Genomic DNA, 24744 nt, shown 5'->3' with positions numbered 1-24744 from the left:
CCTAGTCGGAGATTGTTGCGAAACCGAATCGAATGACCGGAGAATCCGGCTAAGGTTTTGAAACGAGAAAACCGGCCGACGCGTGGTCGACCGGTCCCGAAGTCGGATGATGAACGCGTCTTAGGTGTTCATCGAGTCGAAGAAATCGCCGTTGTTCTTCGTCTGCTTGAGCTTGTCGATGAGGAACTCGATTGCGTCGGTCGTGCCCATCGGCGCCAGAATACGGCGCAGCACGAAGATCTTTTGCAGATCCTGGCGCGGAACGAGCAGGTCTTCCTTACGCGTACCGGACTTGAGAATGTCCATCGCCGGGAAGATGCGCTTGTCGGCGACCTTGCGGTCGAGCACGATTTCCGAGTTGCCTGTGCCCTTGAACTCTTCGAAGATCACTTCGTCCATGCGGCTGCCGGTGTCGATCAGCGCCGTCGCGATGATCGTCAACGAGCCGCCTTCTTCGATGTTACGGGCGGCACCGAAGAAGCGCTTCGGGCGCTGCAGAGCATTGGCGTCGACACCACCGGTCAAGACCTTGCCCGATGACGGAACAACGGTGTTGTAGGCGCGGCCGAGGCGGGTGATCGAGTCAAGCAGGATAACGACGTCACGGCCGTGTTCCACGAGGCGCTTGGCCTTTTCGATCACCATCTCGGCGACCTGTACGTGGCGGGTCGCCGGCTCGTCGAAAGTCGAGGACACGACTTCGCCCTTCACCGAGCGCTGCATGTCCGTCACTTCTTCGGGACGTTCGTCGATCAGGAGAACGATCAGGTAGCATTCCGGATGGTTCGCGGTGATCGAATGGGCGATGTTCTGCAGGAGAACAGTCTTACCGGTGCGCGGCGGAGCGACGATGAGGCCGCGCTGGCCTTTGCCGAGCGGCGCAACCAGGTCGATGACCCGGGCCGACAGATCCTTCGAGGTCGGAACGTCGAGTTCCATCTTGAAGCGCTCGTTCGGGTAAAGCGGCGTCAGGTTGTCGAAGTGAACCTTGTGACGGATCTTTTCCGGATCATCGAAGTTGATGGTGTTGACCTTGAGGAGGGCGAAGTAGCGCTCGCCTTCCTTCGGTCCGCGGATCGGACCCTCAACCGTGTCGCCGGTCTTCAGCGAGAAGCGGCGGATCTGGGAGGGCGAGATGTAGATATCGTCCGGACCGGGGAGGTAGTTTGCATTCGCCGAGCGCAGAAAGCCGAAGCCGTCCTGGAGCACTTCAACGACGCCTTCACCGATGATCTCGATATCCTGGGCCGCGAGCATCTTGAGGATTGCGAACATCAGCTCCTGCTTGCGCATCGTGCTGGCGTTCTCCACCTCGAGCTCCTCGGCGAAAGCGAGCAGATCGGTCGGCGTCTTGTTCTTGAGTTCTTGTAGCTTCATTTCAGCCATGAAGGATCCATGTTTGGTATGGGTAGTGGGGAGATGGCGAGTATTCGTTAGGGAGCTGCAGCAGGAAGGGGCAGGCTCTTGTCTTTGTTACAAGCCATGAAGAGGAGATGGCAGAAAATAGCGATTCACGTGAAACCCTGCAAGGGGCTGTCGCAAATTAGAAACGCCTATGACAGGCCGCAAATCGATTAAATTCAGAATGGCTTCACGACGACCATGATGACGATGAGGATCATCAAGAGGGTAGGCGCCTCGTTCATCAACCGCCAATAGCGCGCATCGTGCCTGTTCTCGTCGCGCTGAAAGGCGCGCACAGCACGGCTGAAACGCATGTGGACACCGGTCAGCAGCACCACAAACAGAAGCTTGGCATGCAGCCAGCCACCCTGGAAGCCATAAACGCTCCAGGCCAGATAAAGCCCGAGCACCCAGGAAATCATCATGGCCGGGTTCATGATGACTTTCAGGAGCCGCAACTCCATCATCTTGAAGGTTTCCGACTGGGCGGAGCCGGGCTCCGCATCCGTGTGGTAGATGAACAGCCTGGGCATGTAGAGCAACGCCGCCATCCAGGACATCACGGCGATAACATGCAGCGCCTTGATCCAGAGATAGAGATCATCCGGGCGCCAGACGAACAGACCGACGAGAAGCGCCACGAACGCACCAAGCGCGATCGCTGCCCTGAGCCGCGCCCTGTTGCCCGGCGCCCGGTCGGTCTGCTTCTCCGCCATCACCGCGCTCCACGAACCCGGGCAACCAGCGCCGAGACATGATCGGGATCGGCCTGCGGCGTTATGCCATGGCCGAGATTGAAGATCAGCGGACCGTGACCGAGTGCGTCGAGAATGCGGTCAATGCCTTCCTCAAGCGCCACGCCGCCGGCAACGACCCGCATCGGATCGAGATTGCCCTGTATCGGCCCTTCCTTCTGCAGATCCTTCGCAAAGGAAAGCGGAACGGTCCAGTCGAGACCGATCGCGTCAGCACCGGTCGCCTGCCGATATCCGTTCAACAGCTGCCCCGCGCCCTTCGCAAAGGCGATGATCCTTGCCTGCGGCCGCTGCGCCCGAACGGAGGCGATGATCCGCTGCACCGGCTTGACGGCGTAGCGGGCGAATTCCTCCTCACCGAGAACACCCGCCCAGGAATCGAAGATCTGCACGGCATCGGCGCCGGCATCGATCTGTCGCACGAGATATTCAGCCGATACATCCGCCAGAAAGGCGAGCAGATGATCGAAGGCTTCGGGATTGCGATACGCGAAGAGACGGGCAGGGGCCTGGTCCGGCGTCCCCTGTCCGGCGATCATATACGTCGCAACCGTCCAGGGAGCGCCACAGAAGCCGAGCAGCGTCGTTTCCGAGGGAAGCTCTGCGCGCAACCGCGAAACCGTCTCAAAGACCGGCTGGAGGTGTTCAGCGATGCCCTCAGGCTTCAGGAGACGGATACCATCAGCATCGATCGGATCCATTCGTGGCCCATGGCCTTCTTCGAAGCGCACGTTGCGTTTCAGCGCATCGGGAATGACCAGGATGTCGGAGAAGAGAATGGCGGCATCGAAAGCGTAGCGACGGATCGGCTGCAACGTGACCTCGACTGCGAGATCGGGCGTGTAGCAAAGATCGAGGAAGCTTCCGGCTACGGCGCGCGTTGCCCTGTACTCGGGCAGGTAGCGTCCCGCCTGGCGCATGAGCCAGATCGGAGGAGGTGACACCGTCTTCCCTGCCAAAACCTCCAGAACCTTTCTGCGTGTTTCGGTCACGGATCGTCTCTCCCAATTAAAAATCAAAGATATTTAGAAGGTTTCTATTTCTTAGAGTCGGTGGGTATCAAGGATTAAAACAACGCACTGACTTGTCCACGACCGGCGATCACGACGCTCAGCGAAGGGACAATGAGTTCGATCTCTGGAAAAACAGCGTGGTCAATCTCAGAAAGGCATTTTGAATCAGTTCTTTAAGTCGCGTTCGATTTTTGACGCGCCTGTGGAAAAGAAGTTGATATCCGTGACACTTTGTCCGCGCCGTGAGTCTTGTCCACATCCGCCGCGAAACAATGTCCGCCGCAGCCCCAATTGTGAATAACTCGGCTGTTTTCCACTTGCCTGGATCCAGGCCCCGTCGTTAGCTGTGTTTCATCCCGGCTTATCAACAGCACCAGGAGAATTGCGTGGAGAACAAGAAAAACTACTTCCACCTTCACCTGATTTCGGACTCAACGGGCGAGACTCTGATTGCCGCCGGGCGCGCCGCCGCGGCCCAATTTCAAAGCTCGCATGCGCTCGAGCACGTCTATCCGCTGATCCGGAACCGCAAACAGCTGCTGCAGGTTCTCGACGCGATCGACGGCGCACCGGGCATCGTTCTCTATACAATCGTCGACCGCGAACTCGCCGATATCATCGATCGCCGTTGCCGCGAGATGGGCGTCCCTTGCGTCTCCGTGCTGGATCCCATCATCGACCTCTTTCAGTCCTATCTGGGATCCCCGTCGCGGCGGAGATCCGGTGCTCAGCATGTGATGGATGCGGAATATTTCGCGCGCATCGACGCGCTCAATTTCACCATGGACCATGACGACGGTCAGCTGCCGGCGGATTTCGACGACGCGGATGTCGTCCTCATCGGCATCAGCCGGACGTCGAAGACGCCGACCAGCATCTATCTCGCCAACCGTGGCATCAAGACAGCGAACATCCCGATTGTCCCCGGCGTACCGTTGCCTGAAAGATTGATGGAAGCGACGAAGCCGCTCGTAGTCGGGTTGATCGCGACGGCCGACCGTATCTCGCAAGTGCGCCAGCACCGGGTGCTCGGAACGACGCAAGGCTTTCACGGCGATGAGTACACCGACAAGGCCTCGATCACCGAGGAACTGAAATATGCCCGGTCGCTCTGTGCGCGCAACAATTGGCCCGTCATCGATGTCACCCGCCGTTCGATAGAGGAAACGGCAGCGGCAATCGTTGCCCTGCGTCCACGTCTGCGTTAGAGCGGATTCGAACAATTCGGGAACTTGAATGATGACATCTTCGCTCGTCCTGGCTTCGGCCAGCCCGTTTCGCCGGGCGCTCCTGGAGAATGCCGGCCTGGTCTTTGAAGCGAAGGCGGCCGAGATCGACGAGCGGGCGCTGGAAAAGCCGCTCGAGGATAAAGGCGTTGCGCCCGAAACCGTTGCGCTCGAACTGGCGGAAGCAAAGGCACGCGATGTCGCCAGGTATTTCGCAGACGCGCTGGTGATCGGATCCGATCAGACAATGTCATTGGGGTCGCGGGTCTACCACAAGCCGAAGACCATGGCGGAAGCTGCCGCACATCTGCTTTCACTCTCCGGCCAGACGCACCGCCTGAACAGTGCCGTCGTCCTTTTGCGTGGCGAAGACGTCATCTGGCGCCATGTGTCTGCCGCCCACATGACCGTGCGCCCGCTGACGGCAGATTTCGTCGAGCGTCATCTAGAGCGTGTCGGCGAAAAGGCGCTTTCGAGCGTCGGCGCCTACCAGCTGGAAGGCGAGGGCATCCAGCTCTTCGAAAAGATCGAGGGCGACTACTTCACCATCCTCGGTCTTCCGATGCTGCCGCTGCTTGCCAAACTCCGTGAACTGGGAACGATCGATGCGTGATTCACGTGAAACATTTGTTAACCACGCCTTCGTCACCGGCTATCCGATCAAGCATTCCCGGTCGCCGCTGATCCATGGCTATTGGCTGAAACAGCTCGGTCTGCCCGGCAGCTATCGAGCGCACGAGGTCAAGCCGGAAGAATTCGCCGCCTTCATTGCCAGCCTCAAGGACGGGACATCCGGTTTCTGCGGTGGCAATGTGACCATCCCCCACAAGGAAGTGGCCTGTCGACTGGTGGATCAGCCGGATGAGCTCAGCCAGGAACTCGGCGCCGCCAACACGCTGTGGGTTCAGGACGGAAAGGTGCATGCCACCAATACCGACGGCCGCGGCTTCGTTGCCAACCTCGACGAGCGGGCGGCCGGCTGGGACCGGACGTCGACGGCAGTCATTCTCGGCGCCGGCGGCGCCAGCCGGGCGATCATCCAGGCTGTTCGTGATCGCGGCATCAAGACGATCCATGTCGTCAATCGCACCGTCGAACGGGCGCAGGAACTTGCCGACCGGTTCGGTCCGGCGGTGGAAGCCCATCCGATGGGCGCACTCACGGACGTGATGACCGGCGCAGGCCTGTTCATCAATACCACCTCGCTCGGCATGGACGGCAGCGAAGCACCGGCGATCGACTTCGGCGTTATGGCTTCGAGCGCAGTCGTCACGGATATTGTCTATGTTCCGTTGAAGACGCCGATCCTGGCGCAGGCAGAGGTGCAGGGCTTTGCGATCGTCGACGGTTTGGGCATGCTTCTGCACCAGGCGGTGCCCGGCTTCGAACTCTGGTTCGGCTGTCGGCCGACGGTGGACGCCGACCTTCGACAATTGATTATCGACGACATGGACAGGCACTGATGATTATCCTTGGGCTCACCGGATCGATTGCCATGGGCAAGTCGACGACCGCCCAGATGTTTCGCGACTTCGGCGTGCCGGTGAACGATGCCGACGAGGTCGTGCATCAGCTCTATAGCGACGAGGCGGTGGCGCCGGTGGAAGCGGCGTTTCCCGGAAGCACGAAAGATGGAAAAGTCGATCGCGCCGAACTCTCGCGCCAGCTCATGCAGGCGCCGGAACGGCTGCGCGAGCTTGAGGCGATCGTCCATCCGCTGGTGCGCCGCAAGGAGCAGGAGTTCCTCGCGGAAAACCAGGCCGCCAGCGCGCCCTTCGTCGTTCTCGACATTCCTCTCCTGTTTGAAACGGGTGCGGACAAGCGGGTCGATCGCGTCGTCGTCGTGACCTGTTCGGCCGAGCTGCAGCGCCAAAGGGCGCTGAAGCGCCCAGGAATGACCGAGGAAAAACTTGCGATGATCCTTGCGCGTCAGGTGCCGGACAGCGAAAAGCGTAAACGCGCCGACTACATCATCGATACCAGCGACAGTTTCGACGTCACCCGAGCCCAAGTGAAGGCCGTCGTCGACCAACTCGCAGCCAGCAACGGAGACGCGGATGCGTGAGATCATCTTCGATACGGAAACGACAGGCCTCGACAATCGCGAGGACCGAGTGATCGAAATCGGCGGTGTCGAGCTCGAGAACCAATTTCCGACCGGCCGTACGCTGCACATCTATATCAATCCCGGCAACCGCAAGGTTCACCCGGATGCGCTCGCCATCCACGGGATCACCGACGAGTCCCTGAAGGACAAGCCGCCATTCGCCGATGTGGTCGACCAGATCCTCGAGTTTTTCGGCGACGCCCGTTGGGTCGCGCACAACGCCACCTTCGACATGGGCTTTATCAACGCCGAGTTTGCGCGTCTGGGCATGCCGCCGATCGCCATCGAGCGGGTGACCGACACGCTGGCGCTTGCCCGCCGCAAACACCCGATGGGGCCTAATTCGCTGGACGCGCTTTGCCGTCGCTACGGTATCGACAACTCGCACCGCGCCAAGCACGGCGCGCTTCTCGACTCCGAACTGCTGGCGGAAGTCTACATCGAGATGATCGGCGGCCGTCAGGCAGCACTCGGCCTTGTGTCCAACAGATCGACCGATCAGGCAATCGAACTCGACGACGCGCCGATCCTTATCGGCCAGCGGCCGCGTCCCTTGCCGAACCGGCTCTCGGAGGCGGACCTTGCCGCCCACGCGGCGTTGATCGGGAAGATCGGCGCCAAGGCGATCTGGGCAAAATACGACCCCCAGGACTAAGGCAGATACGAAAAAGCCCGGCACATTGGCCGGGCTTTTCGTTTCATCAATCTGAAATTCGATCAGTTTGCGGTTTCGTTCGAAACCTGGGCGCGGACCTTTTCTTCGGCCATGCGCTGAGCGAACATCTGCGCGAAATCGATCGGATCGATCATCAGCGGCGGGAAGCCGCCGTTGCGGGTTGCGTCGGCAACGATCTGACGGGCGAACGGGAACAGCAGGCGCGGGCACTCGATGAAGAGCAGCGGCAGCATGTGCTCCTGCGGGAAGCCGGCAACGCGGAAGACGCCGCCATAGGCGAGCTCGACGTTGAACAGGACGCGGTCGCCGTCCTTGGCTTCTGCGTTCAGCGAGAGCACGACGTCGAAATCGTTCTCTGCGAGCGGGTTGGCATTGACGTTGACGTTGATATTGATCGACGGCGCCTTGTCACGGGCCTGCAGCGAACGCGGCGCGCCCGGGTTTTCGAAGGAAAGGTCCTTGATATACTGGGCGAGGATGTTCAGCGTCGGGCTCTGCTGCGCGCTGCCGTTGCCGTTGGATGCGGTATCAGTCGTCATAAGGGTTCCTCGACAAAAATAGGTGAGGCCATCTAGCATTTCGGCCTAGGGCTTACAACCCTGCGGGCCCGGCGCTTTCCAGCGGGCGCTGGGTTTCTGCTCCAAGCGGAAAGCGGAAAGCATGCTCCGGAATATGGGCGATAGAGTGCCGTTCGCGCATTCTGTCACCGTGGCCTCTTGGCTAGGGCTGGCGGCGATCGCCGACCTGCGGCGGATCCTCGTCGTCCGTTCGCGAGAATTCGCCTTCATCGAGATCGATGACGCGCGGCGAGGGGCGCGGTTCGTGCGGCCGTGTCCAGCCGGCACCGGATGCCGCGGTCACGATCGTCATTCGCTTGCGCAGGAAACCGGCAACCGCATTTCGAACGAAAGGCAGAAACAGCAGGAGGCCGATCACGTCGCTGACGAAGCCCGGCACCACCAGCAGGATCGCCGCGACGAACAGCAATGCGCCGCCAAGCACCTCCCGGCCCGGGTCGCTACCGTTGCGCGTGGCGTCCTGCATTCGCCGAATGACGGTAAATCCCTGGACTCTCAGCAGGATAACGCCGACAAATGCACTGGCAAGAACCAGCAGCAACGTCATCAGGAGGCCGATCTCTCGGCCAACGACAACGAAACCGGCGATCTCGGCCAGCGGAAGCCCGAGGATGGCAAGGGGGATAAGAAATGAACGCATCGATGCTGCCCGAAAATGAAACCTGGTGTCACATCCCCGTCTAAGGGTGCGACATCGCCATTTGAATGATCTATCCTTGCGGACTATATGGAATAGCCACGAGAAATTCTAACAGCGGTTCCGGGTGGAAATGGGCTCTTTTGACTTCATCACGTTTTTTTTCCTGATCGCCGCGGTGGTCATTTTCCTCCAACTGCGCAGCGTCTTGGGCCGCCGGACCGGGAGCGAGCGGCCGCCGTTTGATCCGTATTCGCCACGCGACATGAGCCAGGGGCCGGAAAACGGCGACAAGGGCAAGGTCGTGCAGCTGCCGCGCCGCGAGAATGCGGACGAAGAAGCAAACCGCTACGAAATGATCGACGCTTTCGCCAAGACCGGAACGACGCTCAACACCCAGCTGCGGGCGCTGAGCGACGCGGATCAGGGTTTCGATCCCAAGGAATTCGTCAACGGCGCCAAGATGGCCTACGAGATGATCGTCATGGCTTTCGCGGATGGCGACCGAAAGACGCTGAAGAATCTGCTGTCCCGCGAGGTCTATGAAGGCTTCGACGCGGCGATCACCGATCGCGAGCGCAAGGGCGAAGTCGTCAAGTCCACCTTCGTCGGCATCGACAAGGCAGACATCATTCACGCCGAAGTGAAGGACAGCGAAGAGAACATCACCGTTCGCATCGTCAGCCAGCTGATTTCGGCGACCTATGACAAGCAGGGCGGCCTGATTGACGGCGACGCCGAGTCGGTTGCGGAGGTCAACGATCTCTGGACCTTCGCGCGCGACATTCGTTCGCGGGATCCGAACTGGAAGCTGATCGCCACCGAATCCGAAAACTGAGCGGACGCGGTACCCATGTCCTATCGACTTGAGCCAGCCCGTTTCGCCGAGCTTCCGGGCTGGCAACATGATGATCCGATCGCGGTGATCGAGGCGATGCGTCGCTGTCACCAGCATGTCTCGACGGTCAAACCCTATCGCGCGGGTTCTCTCGGGATTTCAGTCGACGATCTTTTGCCGGCCTTCTCCGCCTCGCGGCAGCAGGTTGGTAGCGGAGAGAACGCACGGGCGTTTTTCGAAGCGCATTTCGTCCCCTTCCGGATCGTGCCAGAAACGGGTTCCGGTTTTGTCACGGCCTTTTACGAGCCCGAGATCGATGTCCGCACCGAAGCGGACGAGACCTATCGTTATCCGCTCTACCGCCGACCGGACGATCTGGTCGATGTTCACGATGGCAACCGGCCGGAGGGGATGGATCCCTATTTCGCCTTCGGTCTCTCCGAGGGTGGCCGGATCAGCGAGTATCCGGACAGGCAAGCGATAGAGCAGGGCCATCTGGCCGGCCGCGGCCTGGAGATCGCCTATGCGAAGTCCAAGGTCGAGGTCTTCTTCGTTCATGTCCAGGGTGCCGCACGACTCCGCTTCCCGGATGGTTCGCGCCGCCGCGTCACTTATTCGGCCAAGACCGGGCACTATTTCTCAGCCGTTGGCAAATTGCTGATCGAGCGCGGCAAGATCGATGCAGCCACCGTTTCGATGATGAGTATTCGCGACTGGCTGGAAGCGCATCCCGAAGAGGTCGACGAGGTTCTCTGGCACAACCGGTCATTCATCTTCTTCCGCGAGGCAGACGTCGAGGACGAACGGCTGGGGCCGATTGCCGCCGCCAAGGTCTCGCTCGAACCGAACCGCTCATTGGCAGTTGATCGGCTGATCCACACCTTTGGCGTTCCTTTTTTTATCGCGAGCGAGAGCCTGACGCGGCTCGATGACGGAAAACCTTTCCAGCGTCTGATGCTGGCGCTCGATACCGGCTCGGCGATCGTTGGCCCGGCTCGCGGCGATATCTTTACCGGATCCGGTTTCGAGGCCGGTGAGCGGGCCGGAGCGGTTCGCAACGCAGCCGACTTTTACGTCTTCGTTCCCAAGGCGGCCGCGCCCCGTTACGGCCATGGCTAAGGACAAGAAACTTTCGGCCGAGGATCGCATTCTCTGGGGCAAGGTTGCCCGTTCGGCGAGACCGATGGCCGGTCGGCTCGCCGACCTGATGGAGATTCTGGCCGAGGACGAACAGGCAAAACCTCCGGAAGAGGCGAAGGGCAAGCAGCGGCCGCAACAGCCGGCAACAGCTCTCGAGCAGGCGGGCATAGCGCTGACGAAGAAGCTCGGCGAAAAAGTGCATCATCCACTGGAGCGGCCGGTCAAGCGCAAGCTGGCAAAGGGGCACCTGGTGCTTGAGGGCCGGATCGACCTGCACGGCATGATCCAGAGCGAAGCGCACGGACTTCTTCTGCAGTTTCTGCTGCGGGCGCACGAGCGGGGGCTGCGACATGTGCTCGTCATTACCGGCAAGGGCACCTCGTTCGGCAGCGACGGCGCCTTGAAGCGGGCGGTGCCACTCTGGTTCTCGCTTCCCGAATTCCGGCCGCTGATTTCGTCCTATGAGCCGGCCGCCCGTAACCATGGCGGCGACGGCGCGCTCTACGTCCGCCTGGCGCGGGTGAGAGGCAGCGCGCTATGACGCCCTTCGGCCAGGCTCTGCGCGACCTCAGGCGCCGCAAGGGCGTGTCGCAGAAGGAGATGGCAAAGGCGATCGGCGTCTCGGCCGCTTATCTCTCGGCGCTCGAGCATGGAAAGCGCGGTGCGCCGAGCTTCGACTTCCTCCAGCGCGTCACCGGTTACTTCAACGTGATCTGGGACGAGGCGGAGGATCTGTTCCGCATTGCCAACGTCTCCTCGCCAAAAACGGTGCTCGACACGTCGGGTCTGACGCCGGAGCACACGGCCTTTGCCAACCGATTGAGCGAACAAATTCGCGCTTTGTCTCCGGAGACGATCCGCAAGCTGCAAGATGTTTTGGAAAAAGCCACATTTCCTGATAATGACAGGGGATGAATGCTTGTTTCCGGCCGCCGCGCGGCGGTCCGGGATTTGGAACCCTGGACAAATTTTCTATAGTCCAAGAGGCGTCCGAGACGTGATTCGCAACGAATCACCATGTCCGAAGAACCTGGAAAGACCCGTAGCTGAATGACCGACAATCCTGAGACCGAAACCGGCGCCAGCGCCGAATATGGTGCCGATTCCATCAAGGTGCTGAAGGGCCTGGATGCCGTACGCAAGCGGCCGGGCATGTATATCGGCGACACCGACGACGGCTCCGGTCTGCACCACATGGTGTACGAGGTGGTGGACAACGCGATCGACGAAGCGCTTGCGGGCCATGCCGACATCGTGACGGTGTCGCTCAATCCGGACGGCTCGGTGACGGTAACCGACAACGGTCGCGGCATCCCGACTGACATCCATAAGGAAGAGGGCGTCTCGGCGGCCGAGGTCATCATGACCCAGCTGCACGCCGGCGGTAAGTTCGACCAGAACTCTTACAAGGTTTCGGGCGGCCTGCACGGCGTCGGCGTGTCGGTGGTCAATGCGCTTTCGGTTTCGCTCAAGCTGAAGATCCGGCGCGCAGGCAAGATTCACGAGATGAGCTTCACCCACGGTGTCGCTGACGGCTCTCTCGCCGTTACCGGCGACGCCGGCGATGAGACCGGGACCGAGGTGACGTTCCTGCCGAGCAGCGAGACCTTCACCAAGACCGAGTTCGACTACAACACGCTCGAGCACCGCTTGCGCGAACTCGCGTTCCTGAATTCAGGCGTTCATATCATCCTCACCGACAAGCGCCATTCGGACATCCGCCAGGACGAGATGATGTACGAGGGCGGTCTTGAGGCCTACGTCGCCTATCTCGACCGCGCGAAGAAGCCGCTGGTGCACAAGCCGGTATCGATCCGCGGCGAGAAGGACGGCATCACCGTCGAAGTGGCGATGTGGTGGAACGACAGCTATCACGAAAACGTGCTCTGCTTCACCAACAACATCCCGCAGCGCGACGGCGGCACGCATATGGCGGGCTTCCGTGGCGCCTTGACCCGGCAGGTCACGTCCTATGCCGATACGTCCGGCATTACAAAGAGAGAAAAGGTCACGCTCCAGGGCGAGGACTGCCGCGAAGGCCTGACGGCCGTACTCTCGGTCAAGGTTCCCGATCCGAAATTCTCGTCGCAGACCAAGGACAAGCTGGTGTCGTCGGAAGTGCGACCGGTGGTCGAAAGCCTCGTCAACGAGGCGCTCAGCACCTGGTTCGAAGAACATCCGACCGAAGCCAAGATCCTCGTCGGCAAGGTGGTCGAAGCCGCTGCCGCCCGCGAAGCTGCCCGCAAGGCGCGCGAACTGACGCGCCGCAAGGGCGCGCTCGACATCTCGTCGCTGCCGGGCAAGCTGGCGGACTGCTCCGAGCGTGACCCGGCAAAGTCCGAAGTCTTCCTGGTGGAAGGGGACTCGGCGGGTGGTTCGGCCAAGCAGGGCCGGTCGCGCGAAAACCAGGCGATCCTGCCGCTGCGCGGCAAGATCCTCAACGTCGAGCGTGCGCGCTTCGACAAGATGCTGTCGAGCCAGGAAATCGGTACGCTGATCACCGCGCTCGGCACGTCGATCGGCAAGGACGAGTTCAACGCCGACAAGCTGCGTTACCACAAGATCATCATCATGACGGACGCCGACGTCGACGGCGCCCACATCCGCACCCTGCTGCTCACATTCTTCTTCCGGCAGATGCCGGAACTGATCGAGCGCGGCCACATCTATATCGCCCAGCCGCCGCTCTATAAGGTGACGCGCGGCAAGTCGGCGCAGTATCTCAAGAACGAGCAGGCGCTCGAAGACTACCTGATCTCGATGGGTCTCGAGGAAGCGACGCTGCAGCTTGAATCGGGCGAAGTCCGCGCCGGGCAGGACCTGCGCGAGGTGATCACCGATGCCCTGCGCTTGCGTAACCTCATGAACGGGCTTCACTCGCGCTATAATCGGGCGATTGTCGAGCAGGCGGCCATCGCCGGCGCGCTGAACGTCGAGCTCAACGGCCAGCGCGACGAGTACGAAAAGACCGCCGCCGAGATCGCGCGTCGTCTCGACGTGATCGCCGAGGAAACCGAGCGCGGCTGGACCGGCACAGTTACCAGCGAAGGCGGGTTGCGGTTCGAACGCATGGTTCGCGGCGTCAAGGAATTCGCCGTACTCGACATGGCGCTGATCGGTTCCTCCGATGCCCGCTATATCGACCAACTGGCGTCAAAGTTGAAAGAGATCTACTCGGCACCGCCGGTTTTGCGTCGCCGGGACGGCGCGCAGGAGGTCAGCGGCCCGCGTGCGCTTCTCGACGCGATCTTTGCCGCTGGCCGCAAGGGCCTGTCGATGCAGCGCTACAAGGGTCTGGGTGAGATGAACGCCGAGCAGCTCTGGGAAACGACGCTCGATCCGAACGTCCGCTCGCTGCTGCAGGTCCGGGTTACCGACGCCACCGACGCCGACGGCCTGTTCTCGCGTCTGATGGGAGACGAGGTTGAGCCGCGTCGCGAGTTCATTCAGGAGAATGCGCTGAGCGTCGCAAACCTCGACATCTGATCGAGGCCTATGCAGAGACATAAAGAAAATCCCGGCCTCAGAGCCGGGATTTTTCGTTGGCGCTTCATTCGCCCTTGAACCGCCCCTCGAAGGCGAACTCGCCGACCGGCTTGCGTTGGCTCGGGATTTCGCGTGCGCGCAGATCGTCCGGCAACGTCGAGGAATCGGCAAGCCGGCCGATCGCAACGGCGGCTTCGACCCGGTAGTGTTCGGGAACATTCAGGGCGTGCATCGCCTTGTCGCGATCGATACCGGCCATGCCATGGGTGTGCCAGCCCGCGAGCGAGGCCTGCAAAGCGAGGCTGTACCAGGCCGCCCCAGTGTCGAAGGCGTGGGTGTAGGCGTGCCGCATCTCGCCGTTCTGCGCTGCATTATGCGTTCTTGAAATCACGACCAGAAGTGCCGCCGCGTTCTTCGCCCAGCGCTGGTTTCCCTCGTCGAGCGTGTCGAGCAGCACCGGGAAGCGATCTGTGCCGCGGCGCGCATAGACGAAGCGCCAGGGTTGCCGGTTGCTGGCAGACGGCGCCCAACGCGCCGCTTCGAAGAAGGAAAGCAGGGTTTTTTCGTCGATTTCCTCATTGGTGAAGGCGCGGGGCGACCAGCGCTCGATGAACATGGCATCGATCGGATGGTCAGCTTTTCTGTTGTCGGTCGCCGTCATGGACAAGCCTCTTCTCGGTGTCGCGTGAACCTGGGAACGTCGCTGGACCGACTGGCGGCCCATGGTTTGATTCGCTTCGAACGCTACATGAGGACGGATGGCGAAGAAACGGGTTGGATGCATGGAAACGTGAGCGCCCGCGCGCCTTGTGCGCCTCAGGAAATTACAGAAACGGCGACTTGAGGTCATTGCCGTTTCCAAGAAAAAAGTTGTATAAGTTCTGTAGGATTTGAGAGAGGACGGATCATGTCGTTTAAAGACCCATCATTGTTTCGCCAGGCAGCCCTCGTTGGCGGCGCGTGGATCGAGGCGGACGCGGCAAACGCGATCGAGGTGAACAACCCGGCGACGGGCGAGATCATCGGCCGGGTGCCGAAGCTCGGCGCCAAGGAAACCAGGGCTGCGATCGAGGCCGCGCGCGTCGCCCAGAAGACCTGGGCAGCGCGCACGGCCAAGGACCGCGCCGGCGTGCTGCGCAAGTGGTTCGAGCTGATGATTGAGAACAAGGACGATCTCGGCCGCATCCTGACGCTGGAACAGGGCAAGCCGCTCACTGAGGCGACCGGCGAGATTGTCTACGGTGCAAGCTTCGTCGAGTGGTTTGCCGAAGAGGCGCGCCGCATCTATGGCGACCTGATCCCCGGCCACCAGCCCGACAAGCGCATCCTGGTCATGAAGCAGCCGATCGGCGTCGTTGCGGCGATCACGCCCTGGAACTTCCCCAATGCGATGATCACCCGCAAGGCCGGCCCGGCCTTTGCTGCCGGCTGCGCCATGGTGTTGAAGCCGGCTGCCCAGACGCCGTTCTCGGCGATCGCCATTGCGATCCTTGCCGAGCGTGCCGGCCTGCCGAAGGGCCTCTTCAGCGTCATCACCGGTTCTGCCCGCGAGATCGGCGCCGAGATGACCTCGAACCCGGTCGTGCGCAAGCTCACCTTCACCGGCTCGACGGAGGTGGGGGCCGAGCTCTACCGCCAGAGTGCTGCCACCATCAAGAAGCTCGGGCTGGAACTCGGCGGCAATGCGCCGTTCATCGTCTTCGACGATGCCGATCTCGATGCCGCGGTCGAAGGCGCGCTGATCGCCAAGTTCCGCAACAACGGCCAGACCTGCGTGTGCGCCAACCGCATTTATGTGCAGGACAAGGTCTATGATGCCTTCTCCGACAAGCTCGCCAAGGCGGTCGCCAAGCTGAAGATCGGCAACGGTCTCGACGAAGGCGTGATCCTTGGCCCGCTGATCGACAAGGCGGCGCTGGAAAAGGTCGAGGAGCACATCGCTGACGCCACCTCCAAGGGCGCACGCGTCATCCAGGGCGGCAAGCGCCACACGCTCGGCGGCACCTTCTATGAAGCGACGGTTCTGGCCGACGTCACCCAGGCGATGGCGGTTGCGCGTGAGGAAACCTTCGGGCCGGTCGCCCCGCTCTTCCGCTTCACCGACGAGGCGGATGTCGTCGAGCAGGCAAACGACACCGAATTCGGCCTTGCCTCCTATTTCTACGCCAAGGACCTGGTGCGGGTGTTCCGGGTCGCCGAAGCGCTGGAATACGGCATGGTCGGCGTCAACACCGGGCTGATCTCGACGGCCGAAGCGCCGTTCGGTGGCGTCAAGCTTTCCGGCCTCGGCCGCGAGGGCTCGCGCTACGGCATCGAGGAGTTCACCGAGATCAAATACGTCTGCCTCGGCGGCGTTGCGTAAGATACGGTACCCAATCTGAAAAACCGGCCGGAAAGTTCTGGCCGGTTTTTTTCTTTGCCGGTAGAAATCTCGTGATTGCGGGATTGAGGCATCGCTCGTCCCGTCGCATAGCAGGAGGAGACGACCCATGCCGGCACCGAAGAACCCTTTCAAAGCAGCCCTGCGCGAAAACCGCTTCCAGCTTGGGCTCTGGGTGGCGCTAGCCAGCCCCTATGCGGCCGAAGTGGTGTCCGGCAGCGGCTATGACTGGCTGCTCATCGACGGCGAACATGCGCCGAACGATATCCCGCTGCTGTCCGCACAGTTTCGTGCCGTCTCCGCATCGGCGAGCCACCCGATGGTTCGCCTGCCGGTGGGCGATACCGTGCTGATCAAACAGATTCTCGATACCGGCGTGCAGACCCTCCTGATCCCGATGGTCGAGAGCCTGGCGCAGGCGCAGCAGTTGGTGCGCGCCACCCGCTATCCGCCCCATGGTATTCGCGGCGTCGGCGCCGCCCTCGGGCGGGCCTCGGAGTTCGGCCGTATCGGCGACTATCTTCAGACCGCCGGCGACGAAATCTGCCTGATCCTGCAGATCGAGAGCCGCGCAGGTCTTGCCGCCATCGACGAGATTGCCGCGCTCGATGGCGTCGACGGCCTGTTCATTGGCCCCTCCGATCTGGCGGCCGACATGGGTTACCTCGGCAAGCCGGGTCATCCGGAGGTGCGCGCGGCGATCGCTGACGCGTTTGAGCGCATCAAGAAGGCCGGCAAGGCGCGGGGCATCATGACGCTCGATCTCGAACAGGCGCGAGACTATCGCGAGATGGGCGCCGATTTCATGGCGATCGGCACGGATGTCACCTCGCTCGTGCGCGCGACGACGGCATTACGCCAGGAGTTTCTCGGCGAGGCGACGTCGGTTCCGAAAAAGCAGGAATCCGGCTACTGATCGCAGATTGCCTGGAGCTCGGGCATGGCTACGCCGGGGCTCCAACGCCGCAAATCGACGATCCGCCGTTCGATCTTTTCGCGATGATGATTGGCGATATCGCCTAGGCGGTGGTTGAGGAACGGGTTTCTGAAGCGTTCCAGCGTCGCGGTCACGTAGTCTGCCGCTTCGCTCTCCAGGCCTTTTGCGGCAAAGGCGGGGATCACTTCGGATTGGTAGATTTTGTCCAAGTGCGCGGCAATGCCGGGGTCGGCCAGGATTTTCCGAACGGTCTCGTTCTGGTCGCGACCTTGCCTAAGCCAGAGCTCGGCGAGCACCGTGTGGCCGAGATTGAGAATGTGAAGCTTCAGCTTCTCGTAAGGCGTCAGGTCATCCACGAGCTTCACGCACGGATGGATGCAAGGGAGCCGCAGGCCGGACTGGTTTTCGATCGCCCAGAGCGCATAAGGTTCGGCAATTGCACCGGCAGGCTCGAGCGGCTCGGAGACGATGCGGTCGACCAGCGTGTTGGCCCAGACGACATCCTTGTCCAGCCAGTCGATAAAGGCGCTGTTTCCCATCCGCTCCGCCGCGAGCCGCAGCATCAGCGCCTTCAACACGTCGCCGTTGCGCGACACGAGCTCGCAAGGAAGAATCGTCAGCGGGCGTCGGGCCGCGTCGAAACGCGCCTCCAAGAGCAGGAGCAGCTTACCCGGAAAGGAAAGCGGAATGTCGGTTATCAGGTCGTTGTCGCCGACCTGGTAACCCGTGTCGCCGGTGTTGGAGATCAGGATTTCGGCTTCCTCGGCGATAATCGCCCGGATCTCGCTCCAGTTTTGGGCGGTCGAAAGCGCGCGCGCGACGCTTGTCACTTGCTGCGTCGCGTCGATCGTCTCGCCTTCCTGGATGCCACGAATGATGACAGGAAAGCCTTCCGGCCGGGCAAGGGCTGTGAGGCGTCCAGATCGTTCGCTCGACCCTGTCGTTTGCACGATCGTGATCGGACCGGGCGCTTCCCCCTTCGTCAACGCTTCGCTGATGAAGAGGTCGGCATGCGCCTGAAGGAAACGGCTCGTCCCGAATTGCACGATCGGCGTCGGCATGCATAGGCTCCGATAGCTGGCTATGGAATGGATTGGAGAAGGGTTTCGCGAGCGGACTGAAGGTGTCGCCGGCAGGCCTGTTCCGCCTTGGCCGGGTCGTGCGAACGCAGTGCTTCGATATAGGCGAGGTGTTCTTCGAGCGCGCGGGCGTTGCGCTGGCGGGCATTCGTCTTGTTCCACTGGTAGTGATAGTGGAAGACGATCGCGATGATGTCGTAGAAATCGACGATGAACCGGTTGCTCGATGCCTTGTGCACCAGCAGGTGAAACTGCTCGTCGAGCTCGGAGAACTCCCGGTAGCGATTGTCGATGTCGGCTAGGATGTCCCGGTGCAGAGCCTCGATCTCCCGAAGCTCTTCCCAGGCCGGATGGTTGTCGGGCAAAGAGACGAAGCGCGCGGCCGAGCGCAGTTCGAACATCTCGCGCACTTCCGTCAGTTCCAGCGCGAATTCGCGGGTGAAACCCTTGAGGATCCAATGGCTGTTCGGCCGCTTCTCGATCAGGCCGAAGCGGCTGAAGCGGATCAGGAATTCACGCACGCTGGTCGTGCCGGTTCCAATGTCGCGCGCCAGTTCCAGTTCGTTGATCTGCATGCCCGGTTCGGCGCCGCCGGCGAGAATCCGGCGCATGAAGCTGCGCTCGATGATCTCGGCGAGTGAATCCGTCTCTTCCGTCGGAAAATAATCGTCGGGCCGGGGTTGTCTCAGCACGCTCTTTTTGCGCTTGTCCCAGGCTATCAGCTGCAGTTCCTCGAAGCGGCTGAGGATCGCGCGCACCGTCGTCCGGCTGACGCCGAGCATCTGCCCGAGTTCTGGCTCGGAGGGCAGCGAGGATGTGTCCGCCAGCAACTTCAGGCAGCGGTTATAGGCATCCTTGAAGACGGTGTTCTGTTTTGCCATGGGCGACGTCCGGATCGTTCGAAGTTTTCTGCGCTTACGCGGAAGGCTCCTCTATCCCGTCGCTCCGGTTTTGTCTGCGTCTGTCATCCAGATCTGTTCCTCTCAAGTCGCTCCGGGGGGTCTCGGCCGTGCCGCCGATGTTTTCGCTATAATACCCATTGACGGCTATCTGTCTATTGTAGATAAAAGACAGAACGAAAATCATTTGGGAGAAACCGGGTGTCTGCGCCGTCCACCATCCTGCTCGCACCGGAGGACAATGTCGTCGTGGCGACGCTGGCGATTGCCGCTGGCGACGCCCTGCCGAACAATGTTCATGCAGCAGCGAAAGTCGATGCCGGCCACAAGATCGCGATCCGCCCCATCCGCGCCGGCGAGCCGGTCGTGAAATACGCCCAGGCGATCGGCCGGGCGACCGCCGATATCGCGCCGGGCGACCACGTGCACTCCCACAACCTCGCCTTCGACAAGGATCGCTTGGCGATCAGCCCACAGGGGGTGCCGGAAGCGGCAAGCGATGCCGACAAGGCCCGCACCTTCATGGGCTATCGAAGAGGTGATGGCGGGGCAGCGACGCGCAACTACATCGGTGTCGTCGCCAGCGTGAACTGTTCCACCACGGTCTGTCGCGCCATCGCCGAGGAGGCGAACAGGCGCATTCTCCCGAGATATGAGGGTATCGACGGTTTCGTGCCGATCGTGCACGATCAGGGCTGTGGCATGTCCTCGACCGGCGACGGCATGGCCAATCTGCACCGCACGCTCGCCGGCTACGCCCGCCATGTCAATTTCGGCGGCGTTCTGATGGTCGGCCTCGGCTGCGAGGTCAACCAGTTGACGCTCTATGGTCAGAGCGGCGCCGGCGCGGAGAAACGTCATTTCAACATCCAGGAAGCCGGCGGCTCGCGTCGTTCCGTTGAAAAGGCGCTGGGGATTCTCGAGGAAATCGCGGCCGAAGTCGGCAAGGAACGCCGTATTGCGATCCCGGTCAGCGAGATCATCGTCGGTTTGCAATGTGGCGGTTCAGATGGGCTTTCGGGCATCACCGCAAATCCGGCGCTGGGTGCTGCGGTCGATATCCTTGCCGCGGCCGGCGGCACGGCGATCCTCTCCGAGACTTCGGAAATCTATGGCGCCGAGCACCTGTTGCGCAGCCGTGCAGTCAACGAAGCAGTGGCGCTGAAACTTGATGGGCTGATTGCCTGGTGGGAGAGCTATGTGGCGATGCATGGCGCCTCGCTCGACAACAATCCTTCGCCGGGCAACAAACGTGGTGGCCTGACCACGATCCTCGAAAAATCGCTCGGCGCCGTCGCCAAGGGCGGCCGCTCGCCGCTGAACGCGGTCTACCGTTATGCCGAACGCGTCACCGAGCACGGGCTCGTCTTCATGGATACACCTGGCTACGACCCGGTATCGGCCACTGGCCAGGTCGCCGGCGGCGCCAATGTCATTGCCTTTACCACCGGTCGCGGCAGCTGTTTCGGCTGTCGGCCCGCGCCGTCGATCAAGCTTACCAGCAACACGGCGCTCTACCGGGCGATGGAAGAGGACATGGATATCGATTGCGGCGTGATCGCTTCGGGGGAGGCGAGCATTGCCGGGCTTGGCCGCGAGATCTTCGATCTGATCATCGAGACCGCTTCGGGCCGCAAGACCAAGAGCGAGCTTTTCGGCTACGGCGATAATGAGTTCGTGCCCTGGCATCTGGGCGCAACGCTCTAAGTACGTAAGGCATCCTGGGAGGAGGAAACGGGGAAATGCAGACGAGACGGATCGGTCGAACCGACCTATCGGTGACCGAGTTTAGCTTCGGCGCCGCCGGTCTCGGCGGCCTCTACCGCGAATGCACCCGCGAGTCGGCGATGGCGACCCTGGACGCTGCCTGGCAGTCGGGCATGCGCTACTTCGACGTTGCGCCGTTCTACGGCCTCGGCCTTGCCGAGCGCCGCGTCGGCGACTTCCTGCGCGATAAGCCGCGCGACCAGTTCGTGCTCTCCACCAAGGTCGGCCGTCTCCTGCATCCGGTGCCGCAAGACAAGGTGCCGGACTATTCCTATGTGAAGCCGCTCAATTTCGACGTCACCTACGACTACAGCTATGACGGCATCATGCGCTCGGTCGAGTTCAGCTACGCCAGGCTCGGGCTCAACCGCATCGATATCCTCTATGTGCATGATATCGGCGTCTATACCCATGGCGCCGCCCGCAATGCGATCTACTTACGGCAGTTGCTGGAGGGCGGCCTCAAGGCGTTGGAGGAGCTGAAATCCTCGGGAACGATTGCGGCCTATGGTCTTGGCGTCAACGAAGTGCCGATCTGTCTCGACGTCCTGCGCCACGCCGATCTCGACTGTATCCTGCTCGCCGGACGTTACACCTTGCTCGACCGGTCGGCTGTCGCCGAACTGCTGCCGCTCTGCGAGAAGAAGCAGACTTCGCTCGTCGTCGGCGGGGTCTTCAATTCGGGCATCCTGGCGACGGGACCGGTCGAAGGCGCGCATTTCGACTACATGCCGGCAACGGAAGATATCCGGCAAAAGGTCGATGCCATGGACGCGGTCGCCCGCGGCATGAACGTGCCGCTTGCCGCACCCGCCATGCAGTTTCCGCTTGGCCATCCGCAGGTCGCCTCGGTGCTGCTCGGCACCGCCAAGCCGCAGAGCCTGGCGCGCAACATGGTGCTCGTCGAGCACCGGTTTTCCGCCGCCGATTTCGCCGCCTTCGAGCCGTTCACACTGGTCGCACCGGAGCTCGGGGACGAGCCGGTTCGGGTTTAACGGACGGCACTAAAGCGCCGTCTGAAATGCTGTTCCGGCAGCTTGCCAAGCCGGGATTGTCGTATTAGCATTCCAATATGTTTTTTATCGATAAAAGGTCGATAAGCCAGCACCTGCGATCGACCTCCAAGAAGTGGAACACGGTGCACCAAGAGGAGAAACCTGGGATGAGCATTCTGAAAAGCAGCCTTACCCGTCGCGCCTTTACCGCCTTGGCCGGCGCCGCGATGATCGCCGGCATGTCGCCGGTCGCCTCCTTCGCACAGGACGTTACGATCCCGATCATCGTCAAGGATACCACGTCCTTCTACTGGCAGATCGTGCTCGCTGGCGCCCGCGCCGCCGGCAAGGATCTCGGCGTCAACGTACCGGAACTCGGCGCTCAATCCGAATCCGATATCAACGGCCAGATCAGCATTCTCGAGAACGCGGTTGCGGGCGCGCCGGCTGCCGTCGTCATTTCGCCGACGGAATTCAAGGCGCTCGGCAAGCCGATCGACGAGGCGGCAAAGGCCGTTCCGATCATCGGCATCGACTCCGGTGCCGACTCCAAGGCCTTCTCGTCGTTCCTCACCACCGACAACGTTCAGGGCGGCCGCATCGCTGCCGATGGTCTCGCTGCGGCGGTCAAGGAAATGAGCGGCAAGGAAGAGGGTGAGATCGCCATCATCACCAGCCTTCCGGGCGTCGGCTCGCTCGACCAGCGCCGCGAAGGCTTCCTCGATCAGGTCAAGACCAAGTATCCGGGCTTCAAGGTCGTCGTCGACAAATATGCCGACGGCCAGGCGACCACCGGCCTCAACATCATGACCGACCTGATCACCGCCAATCCCAACCTTGTCGGCGTCTTCGCGTCCAACCTGATCATGGCGCAGGGTGTCGGCCAGGCAATTGCCGAAAACAAGCTCGGCGACAAGATCAAGGTGATCGGCTTCGACAGCGACGACAAGACGGTCGGCTTCCTCAAGGAAGGCGTTCTGGCCGGTCTCGTCGTTCAGGATCCCTATCGCATGGGTTATGATGGCGTGAAGACGGCGCTCGCGGTCTCGAAGAAGGAGAAGGTCGAGGCGAATGTCGATACCGGCGCCAATCTGGTGACCAAGGCCAACATGGCCGAGCCGAAGATCGACGCTCTCTTGAACCCGAAGGTCAAGTGACGACGGCTGCGGTGGGCGTTGAGCCCGCCGCACCCGCTTGCGGCCGGAACGAGGACCGGCCGCAAGCGATCTCTGCGATGGGAGGAATGCGCAGATGACCGATTTGCAAGAGGCACGCGACGGGAGGACCGAAGGACTGCATGTGGCGACACGCCATCCGGTTCCGAAAGGCGAGCCTATCCTGGAGCTGCGCGCCCTGCAGAAGAAGTATGGCGCCGTCGAAGCCTTGAAGCCGGCGTCGCTGACCTTTCTTTCCGGTGAAGTTCACGCGATCGTCGGTGAGAACGGGGCCGGCAAGTCGACGCTGATCAAGCTTCTGACCGGCGTCATCAAGCGCACGTCCGGTGAAATCTTCTGGTGCGGAAAACCCGTTCAGCTTGGCACGCCGCAGGAGGCGATTGAGCGCGGTATCAATGCCGTGCACCAGGAGGTCGTACTTTGCGCACACCTGTCGGTCGCGGCCAATATGTTTCTCGGCGACGAGATCAATCGCAACGGCCTGATGCGCAAGCGCGCCATGACCGATGCGGCACAAAGCGTGCTGGATGATCTCGGCTTTAACCTGCCGGCCGGTGCCGTGCTTGGTAGCCTGACGATCGGCCAGCAGCAGCTTGTCGCCACGGCACGCGCGGCCATGCGCGGCACGCAGTTTCTGATCTTCGATGAGCCGACCGCCTATCTCACCCGCCAGGAATCGGCACAGCTCTTCCGGTTGATCCGAAGGCTGCAGGCCGAAGGCGTGACGATCGTCTATATCAGCCATCGCATGGAGGAAGTGTTCGAGCTTGCCGACCGTGTCTCGGTGCTGCGTGACGGCACCCATGTCGGCACCCGCAAGATCGGCGAGACCAATGAGGCGGAACTGATCGCGCTGATGATCAACCGCACGATCGAGCAGATCTATCACAAGGAGCATTTTCCGCCCGGCGAGATGATCGTCGAGACGCGGAACCTGAGCGGTCCCGGTTTCCAGGATGTATCGCTGACGGTGCGCGCCGGCGAGATCGTCGGCCTCTATGGGCTGATCGGCGCAGGACGCAGCGAGTTCGCGCTCGGCCTCTATGGCCGGCACCGACCAACGGCTGGAGAGATCTACTGGCAGGGCCGCAAGGTTGAGATCGCCAGCGAGCGTAAGGCCATGGACCTCGGCATTGCGCTTGCGCCGGAAAGCCGGCGCGACCAGGGCCTCTGCCTCAACCTGCCGATCGGCCTCAACATCAATCTGCCGGTTTTCAACCGGCTGACACGCGGTCTGACGATCAATGGCCAGCAGGAACGGGAAAACGCCGACCGCCAGATTCGCGACCTGAAGATCAAGACGCCGTCACGCCGGGTGCTGGCCTCCGCCATGTCCGGCGGCAACCAGCAGAAGATCGTCATCGGCAAGTGGCTGAGCCACGGCGCTAAGCTTTTCATCTTCGACGAGCCGACGGTCGGCGTCGATGTCGGAACCAAGGCGGAAATCTATCGGCTGTTCGCGCGGCTTCTGGAGAACGGGGCGGGCATCATCCTGATCTCGTCCTATCTGCCCGAGGTCTACGAACTGGCGGACCGGCTGCACGTGTTCCGGCGCGGGCGGCTGGTCGCCAGCCACGACTATCGCGCCGCGAGCCATGAGGAAGTGCTGACGCAGGCAATTGGCGTTTGAACCGATAAAAACAAACTTGAGG

24 protein-coding genes are annotated in these 24744 nt (G+C 61.6%); 16 read left to right on the top strand and 8 right to left on the bottom strand.

Going from position 1 to position 24744, the window contains the following annotated elements:
* Nucleotides 1-120 precede the first annotated feature (120 nt).
* From rho to hemE, 3 genes are all read right to left on the bottom strand, one after another.
* Entirely contained in the window at nt 121-1386 is a 1266-nt protein-coding gene (rho, locus tag IB263_RS16825; protein WP_089044254.1) for a transcription termination factor Rho, read from the bottom strand.
* A gap of 194 nt (nt 1387-1580) precedes the next feature.
* Entirely contained in the window at nt 1581-2123 is a 543-nt protein-coding gene (gene hemJ / locus IB263_RS16820) for a protoporphyrinogen oxidase HemJ (RefSeq protein ID WP_089044253.1), read from the bottom strand.
* Nucleotides 2120-3151 (bottom strand): uroporphyrinogen decarboxylase, encoded by a 1032-nt coding sequence (hemE, locus tag IB263_RS16815; protein ID WP_127889626.1) that lies wholly within the window; start codon nt 3149-3151, stop codon nt 2120-2122. The genes hemJ and hemE overlap by 4 nt, the downstream gene beginning before the upstream one ends.
* Nucleotides 3152-3558: 407 nt before the next feature.
* Between hemE and IB263_RS16810 the strand changes: the two genes are divergently transcribed.
* From IB263_RS16810 to dnaQ, 5 genes are read left to right on the top strand one after another with little or no spacing between them, the layout of a single operon-like run.
* Nucleotides 3559-4380 carry a pyruvate, water dikinase regulatory protein gene (locus IB263_RS16810; protein ID WP_034800138.1) on the top strand — a complete coding sequence of 274 codons (822 nt, stop codon included), beginning with the start codon at nt 3559-3561 and terminating at the stop codon, nt 4378-4380.
* Nucleotides 4381-4411: 31 nt separating this feature from the next.
* The gene (locus tag IB263_RS16805) at nt 4412-5011 is read left to right on the top strand and encodes a Maf-like protein (protein WP_192438726.1); all 600 of its coding nucleotides are present in this window, start codon (nt 4412-4414) and stop codon (nt 5009-5011) included.
* Entirely contained in the window at nt 5004-5861 is an 858-nt protein-coding gene (locus IB263_RS16800; RefSeq protein WP_192438725.1) for a shikimate dehydrogenase, read from the top strand. The genes IB263_RS16805 and IB263_RS16800 overlap by 8 nt, the downstream gene beginning before the upstream one ends.
* Nucleotides 5861-6463 (top strand): dephospho-CoA kinase, encoded by a 603-nt coding sequence (gene coaE, locus IB263_RS16795; RefSeq protein ID WP_192438724.1) that lies wholly within the window; start codon nt 5861-5863, stop codon nt 6461-6463. The genes IB263_RS16800 and coaE overlap by 1 nt, the downstream gene beginning before the upstream one ends.
* Nucleotides 6456-7160, top strand: coding sequence for a DNA polymerase III subunit epsilon (dnaQ, locus tag IB263_RS16790; protein WP_192438723.1), 705 nt, complete (start codon nt 6456-6458; stop codon nt 7158-7160). The genes coaE and dnaQ overlap by 8 nt, the downstream gene beginning before the upstream one ends.
* A gap of 62 nt (nt 7161-7222) precedes the next feature.
* Here dnaQ and secB read toward each other — a convergent pair whose 3' ends face one another.
* The gene (secB, locus tag IB263_RS16785) at nt 7223-7720 is read right to left on the bottom strand and encodes a protein-export chaperone SecB (RefSeq protein ID WP_060521526.1); all 498 of its coding nucleotides are present in this window, start codon (nt 7718-7720) and stop codon (nt 7223-7225) included.
* Nucleotides 7721-7901: 181 nt separating this feature from the next.
* A complete protein-coding gene (locus tag IB263_RS16780; protein WP_034800132.1) occupies nt 7902-8399 on the bottom strand; it encodes an FxsA family protein in 498 nt (165 codons plus the stop codon).
* A 130-nt stretch (nt 8400-8529) separates the two neighbouring features.
* On the opposite strand from IB263_RS16780, the gene IB263_RS16775 reads away from it, so the two are divergent.
* From IB263_RS16775 to gyrB, 5 genes are all read left to right on the top strand, one after another.
* Nucleotides 8530-9234, top strand: a complete 705-nt coding sequence (locus IB263_RS16775; RefSeq protein WP_034800130.1) for a Tim44/TimA family putative adaptor protein — start codon at nt 8530-8532, stop codon at nt 9232-9234.
* 15 nt (nt 9235-9249) lie between these two features.
* Nucleotides 9250-10353, top strand: a complete 1104-nt coding sequence (locus IB263_RS16770) for a murein transglycosylase A (RefSeq protein WP_192438722.1) — start codon at nt 9250-9252, stop codon at nt 10351-10353.
* Complete coding sequence (locus IB263_RS16765; RefSeq protein WP_192438721.1) at nt 10346-10915, top strand: Smr/MutS family protein; 570 nt, start codon at nt 10346-10348, stop codon at nt 10913-10915. The genes IB263_RS16770 and IB263_RS16765 overlap by 8 nt, the downstream gene beginning before the upstream one ends.
* Nucleotides 10912-11289: a helix-turn-helix domain-containing protein gene (locus IB263_RS16760; protein ID WP_034800122.1), complete on the top strand. Its 378-nt coding sequence runs from the start codon at nt 10912-10914 to the stop codon at nt 11287-11289. The genes IB263_RS16765 and IB263_RS16760 overlap by 4 nt, the downstream gene beginning before the upstream one ends.
* Nucleotides 11290-11424: 135 nt before the next feature.
* Nucleotides 11425-13860, top strand: a complete 2436-nt coding sequence (gene gyrB / locus IB263_RS16755) for a DNA topoisomerase (ATP-hydrolyzing) subunit B (protein ID WP_034800121.1) — start codon at nt 11425-11427, stop codon at nt 13858-13860.
* A gap of 64 nt (nt 13861-13924) precedes the next feature.
* Here gyrB and IB263_RS16750 read toward each other — a convergent pair whose 3' ends face one another.
* A complete protein-coding gene (locus IB263_RS16750) occupies nt 13925-14521 on the bottom strand; it encodes a nitroreductase family protein (RefSeq protein ID WP_113552995.1) in 597 nt (198 codons plus the stop codon).
* A 246-nt stretch (nt 14522-14767) separates the two neighbouring features.
* Here IB263_RS16750 and gabD point away from each other — a divergent pair, with 246 nt between their 5' ends.
* Together gabD and hpaI are read left to right on the top strand one after the other, a co-directional pair.
* Nucleotides 14768-16222, top strand: coding sequence for an NADP-dependent succinate-semialdehyde dehydrogenase (gene gabD / locus IB263_RS16745; protein WP_192438720.1), 1455 nt, complete (start codon nt 14768-14770; stop codon nt 16220-16222).
* A 127-nt stretch (nt 16223-16349) separates the two neighbouring features.
* Complete coding sequence (gene hpaI, locus IB263_RS16740) at nt 16350-17156, top strand: 4-hydroxy-2-oxoheptanedioate aldolase (RefSeq protein ID WP_060608968.1); 807 nt, start codon at nt 16350-16352, stop codon at nt 17154-17156.
* On the opposite strand, the gene IB263_RS16735 is transcribed toward hpaI, so the two are convergent.
* The gene (locus IB263_RS16735; RefSeq protein WP_192438719.1) at nt 17150-18238 is read right to left on the bottom strand and encodes a mannitol dehydrogenase family protein; all 1089 of its coding nucleotides are present in this window, start codon (nt 18236-18238) and stop codon (nt 17150-17152) included. The two genes, hpaI and IB263_RS16735, sit on opposite strands and share 7 nt — an antisense overlap.
* Before the next feature lie 20 nt (nt 18239-18258).
* Nucleotides 18259-19137, bottom strand: coding sequence for a GntR family transcriptional regulator (locus IB263_RS16730; protein WP_060608961.1), 879 nt, complete (start codon nt 19135-19137; stop codon nt 18259-18261).
* 219 nt (nt 19138-19356) lie between these two features.
* Between IB263_RS16730 and IB263_RS16725 the strand changes: the two genes are divergently transcribed.
* The 4 genes from IB263_RS16725 to IB263_RS16710 all read left to right on the top strand — a co-directional run bounded on the left by IB263_RS16725 (nt 19357) and on the right by IB263_RS16710 (nt 24722).
* Complete coding sequence (locus IB263_RS16725; RefSeq protein WP_192438718.1) at nt 19357-20862, top strand: altronate dehydratase family protein; 1506 nt, start codon at nt 19357-19359, stop codon at nt 20860-20862.
* 35 nt (nt 20863-20897) lie between these two features.
* Nucleotides 20898-21917: an aldo/keto reductase gene (locus tag IB263_RS16720; RefSeq protein WP_192438717.1), complete on the top strand. Its 1020-nt coding sequence runs from the start codon at nt 20898-20900 to the stop codon at nt 21915-21917.
* Nucleotides 21918-22084: 167 nt separating this feature from the next.
* Complete coding sequence (locus IB263_RS16715; RefSeq protein ID WP_034801640.1) at nt 22085-23074, top strand: ABC transporter substrate-binding protein; 990 nt, start codon at nt 22085-22087, stop codon at nt 23072-23074.
* A gap of 94 nt (nt 23075-23168) precedes the next feature.
* Nucleotides 23169-24722 (top strand): sugar ABC transporter ATP-binding protein, encoded by a 1554-nt coding sequence (locus IB263_RS16710; RefSeq protein ID WP_034801642.1) that lies wholly within the window; start codon nt 23169-23171, stop codon nt 24720-24722.
* Nucleotides 24723-24744: the final 22 nt, after the last annotated feature.

The organism is Ensifer sp. ENS03 (genome assembly GCF_014852035.1).
Taxonomy (GTDB): domain Bacteria; phylum Pseudomonadota; class Alphaproteobacteria; order Rhizobiales; family Rhizobiaceae; genus Ensifer; species Ensifer adhaerens.
This window is presented reverse-complemented; position numbering and strand designations above follow the sequence as displayed.

Coding starts and splice junctions, on each gene's coding strand:
- hpaI (WP_060608968.1), top strand. CDS start 16,350: ATGCCGGCACCGAAGAACCCTTTCAAAGCAGCCCTGCGCGAAAACCGC.
- IB263_RS16715 (WP_034801640.1), top strand. CDS start 22,085: ATGAGCATTCTGAAAAGCAGCCTTACCCGTCGCGCCTTTACCGCCTTG.
- IB263_RS16805 (WP_192438726.1), top strand. CDS start 4,412: ATGACATCTTCGCTCGTCCTGGCTTCGGCCAGCCCGTTTCGCCGGGCG.
- IB263_RS16760 (WP_034800122.1), top strand. CDS start 10,912: ATGACGCCCTTCGGCCAGGCTCTGCGCGACCTCAGGCGCCGCAAGGGC.
- IB263_RS16750 (WP_113552995.1), bottom strand. CDS start 14,521: ATGACGGCGACCGACAACAGAAAAGCTGACCATCCGATCGATGCCATG.
- IB263_RS16775 (WP_034800130.1), top strand. CDS start 8,530: ATGGGCTCTTTTGACTTCATCACGTTTTTTTTCCTGATCGCCGCGGTG.
- IB263_RS16710 (WP_034801642.1), top strand. CDS start 23,169: ATGACCGATTTGCAAGAGGCACGCGACGGGAGGACCGAAGGACTGCAT.
- gyrB (WP_034800121.1), top strand. CDS start 11,425: ATGACCGACAATCCTGAGACCGAAACCGGCGCCAGCGCCGAATATGGT.
- IB263_RS16730 (WP_060608961.1), bottom strand. CDS start 19,137: ATGGCAAAACAGAACACCGTCTTCAAGGATGCCTATAACCGCTGCCTG.
- rho (WP_089044254.1), bottom strand. CDS start 1,386: ATGGCTGAAATGAAGCTACAAGAACTCAAGAACAAGACGCCGACCGAT.
- gabD (WP_192438720.1), top strand. CDS start 14,768: ATGTCGTTTAAAGACCCATCATTGTTTCGCCAGGCAGCCCTCGTTGGC.
- IB263_RS16770 (WP_192438722.1), top strand. CDS start 9,250: ATGTCCTATCGACTTGAGCCAGCCCGTTTCGCCGAGCTTCCGGGCTGG.
- secB (WP_060521526.1), bottom strand. CDS start 7,720: ATGACGACTGATACCGCATCCAACGGCAACGGCAGCGCGCAGCAGAGC.
- coaE (WP_192438724.1), top strand. CDS start 5,861: ATGATTATCCTTGGGCTCACCGGATCGATTGCCATGGGCAAGTCGACG.
- IB263_RS16720 (WP_192438717.1), top strand. CDS start 20,898: ATGCAGACGAGACGGATCGGTCGAACCGACCTATCGGTGACCGAGTTT.
- IB263_RS16735 (WP_192438719.1), bottom strand. CDS start 18,238: ATGCCGACGCCGATCGTGCAATTCGGGACGAGCCGTTTCCTTCAGGCG.
- dnaQ (WP_192438723.1), top strand. CDS start 6,456: ATGCGTGAGATCATCTTCGATACGGAAACGACAGGCCTCGACAATCGC.
- IB263_RS16780 (WP_034800132.1), bottom strand. CDS start 8,399: ATGCGTTCATTTCTTATCCCCCTTGCCATCCTCGGGCTTCCGCTGGCC.
- IB263_RS16765 (WP_192438721.1), top strand. CDS start 10,346: ATGGCTAAGGACAAGAAACTTTCGGCCGAGGATCGCATTCTCTGGGGC.
- IB263_RS16800 (WP_192438725.1), top strand. CDS start 5,004: ATGCGTGATTCACGTGAAACATTTGTTAACCACGCCTTCGTCACCGGC.